Here is a 3020-nt window from a genome sequence, read left to right as displayed (position 1 = left end):
TGTATGTACCTGTAATACATCTTGTTATGCTGTATTGTTTATGCGGTATTCGTTATTAGAGAAGTTTTTTCGATTGGTAAAGTAAGCTTTACTAAAGTGTTTTTATTTTCTTCGCTTTCAAGTACTATTTGGCCTTTAAGAAGATTGACTGCATTTTGAACCATATAAAGACCCAAACCGGTTCCTGTAGATAATGTGTTTGCTTTTATGAACATGTCAAATACTGTAGGACGGTTTTCTTCCGGAATACCAAGACCATTGTCTTCAATTGATATTTGAATCTTATTTTCAATTTCAATTGCCGTAATAATGACGTGTGGATTTCTTACAGAAGGATTTCTATATTGAATAGAATTCTTGATTACATTGGTTAACACAATGTGAAGAAGGTTCTTATCCGTAGTAATACTTTCAATGTTGGAGCTTACTTCTACACTAATGTTATTAGAGTCTAATTTCTCCTGAAGAAAGTTTATTACTGAGTCGAAAGACTTGTTAAGTTCGAAACTGGAATAGTTTAACTGGTGCTGTTTTATTAGTGCAACCTGTTGGAGGTCGTCGAGTACATGTTCAAGCTTACTTAGCGATGCAGATATATAGTCGAATGTTTCCGATAATTTACCGGTAGGCAGTTCTGTTTTGGCGATATTAACCAACCCGATACTATTTGCTAAAGGTCCTTTTAAATCATGCGATGCTTTATATATAAAAGTTTCTAACTCGCGATTCGCAGATTCAAGTTTACGCCTGTCGTTTTTTCGATCAGATATATCTCTTATTATTTCACAGTAAAGAATGTTATCCTTAACCTTCCATCGGGTAACGGAAACCTCCAAGTCAAACTTCTCCCCGTTTTTTCTAAGTCCAATTGACTCGTATGTAGTTCCCTCCGCGTCAAAATGTTTATCTTTCTCCGGATTGTATCCTTTTCCAGGAATATGAATATTGGCATGTTTACCAGGAAGTATAATTTTAACATTTTCTCCAATTACCTGTTCTTTGGTAAAACCATAAATTACCTCGGCACCTCTATTCCACATAATAATAATACCTTCTTGATCGGAAATTATTATTGCATCATTGGCAGCTTCAAGTATCGATTGAAATCTTTCGTTCGCTTCAGAAAGTTCTTTCTCCTTTTCTACGTTTTCTGTTACATCCCTTGTTGATCCATGATAAAAAGTTATTTCTCCGTTTTCATTAACTACGGGATTCGAAATTTCTCTAATCCAGATATATTTTTCGGTTTGGATGTTTTTAATACGGTAAGTGACTTCAATGTTCTTTTTAGTTTCAAGCATTTGCTTAAAGCTCTCCTCGATAAGAACTAGATCTTCTGGGTGAACCATTTTGTAGAACTCTTCTAAATAGACGTCATCTTCTGCTTTTATGCCGATTAGGTTTTCGACTTTTCCACTTCTGAAAATTACCCGTTCAATAAGAGGGGATAGGCTAACGATTTCCATCGTGTAAATTGATTCTTCAATGTTATCTAGTATTCTTTCGATTTTGCTTTCTGATTCCTGTAAAGCGGATTTTTTCTCTACTATTTCTGATATGTCTCTTATCGATCCATGGTATATGTGAATATTTCCTGTTTTATCAAACGAGAATGGATGAGCAATATCTTCAACCCATATGTATTTATTGGTTTTTATATTTTTTATACGATATGTAAATATGCTTCTCTCTTTACTCGCGAGCATTTCTTTATACTCTTCAACTACTCGTACCTTGTCACTTGGATGAATTAAATCATTCCAGAAGTTTTCTTCTCCCCATTCCTCTAGCTTAAAACCTAATTGGGATTCAATTCTACCACTGGAGAAAAGAATCCTTTCTTTTATTGGGTCATGTGAAGTGATTTCAATAGAGTAGACAGTTTCGTTAATATTGTTTACGATTTGCTCAATACGGTCTTTCGATTCTTTTAGTGCAACATCTTTTTGGACTCTTTCGCTGATGTCGTTAATAATAATAAGAGAACCAATATGTTGGCCGTCTTCATTTAAATACGGTGTTCTATTAACCCACGCTGGAAAATGCAGACCTGATTTTTTTCTAAACTGAATTTTATATTCGGCACCATCGTTTAGGTCAGCTTTAATTCTGCTGTCTATAAGTTTTTTGTGTTCAGTTTCTGGAATGAATACTTTTTCAGGTTTTTGGTTAATCAGTTCACTTTGTGGGTATTCCAGCAGGGTAGTTGTCATGTCATTTACATATTTAACAACATTATTTTGGTCTGTAACAAGGATGCCTTGTTTCATGCTTCTCAACAAGTGCTCGGAGGTAATATAAGGATTGAAGGACATGATTTTGTACTTGGAGAGGGCATATATTGTACAACTGGAGTATACAAGTGTAAAGGTTGTTGTGAGTGGTATGTCTTTTAAATCAAAAGCAAAAGGTAGTATGTATTGCGTTGTAATTCCTTGAAGAACAGGTATCGCATAACCTATAGCAATAATTCTTGATTGCAAATTTTTAATCGGAGTCTTTCGCATCTTATATGCAAACTTTACCAAAACGTAAAGTGTTAACAGGCCTGCAGCTGAAATCCAAGTGACTTCTAATGTGTTGAGGAATTCTTGTGTTGGTTTGTAAATCCATCCCCAAAATGAACTGAATTCTAAAGAATGCTTAAACAGTTCTGCTCTTCCTGAAACTTCAAAAAAGAGAGAGGGGAGATATAATCCCGTCATCATTAGAAATGAATGCGTTATTTTTTTATTTCCTGAATAGAGTAAAGCAAAATGAACACTGAAAGGGCCTATGAAAAGAACACCGAAGAAAAGCATGTCAAGCCAGAACTTAGCAGTAATGTAATTGGCACTTAGCCTAACCATAGTGTCACTAATTTGCCAGATGGTCATCGATAGTACGAGGCAGGCGAAAAGAACGGTTGTGCTATTCTTGGGAAGTGTCCTTAAGGCGAATATGGAAATACCCATATTAAGTATGCCAGGAATTAAGGCAAGGAGAACAGATTCCCAATGCACTACATTATAATTATGTAG

Annotated in this window: 1 protein-coding gene; it reads right to left on the bottom strand. The window is 35.2% G+C overall.

Going from position 1 to position 3020, the window contains the following annotated elements; genetic code table 11:
* Positions 1–38: 38 nt before the first annotated feature.
* A partial coding sequence (locus HRT72_09335) for a PAS domain S-box protein (GenBank protein NQY67907.1) occupies positions 39–3020 on the bottom strand: 2982 nt, incomplete at its 5' end.

This window comes from Flavobacteriales bacterium (assembly GCA_013214975.1).
Lineage (GTDB): Bacteria > Bacteroidota > Bacteroidia > DT-38 > DT-38 > DT-38.
This window is presented reverse-complemented; position numbering and strand designations above follow the sequence as displayed.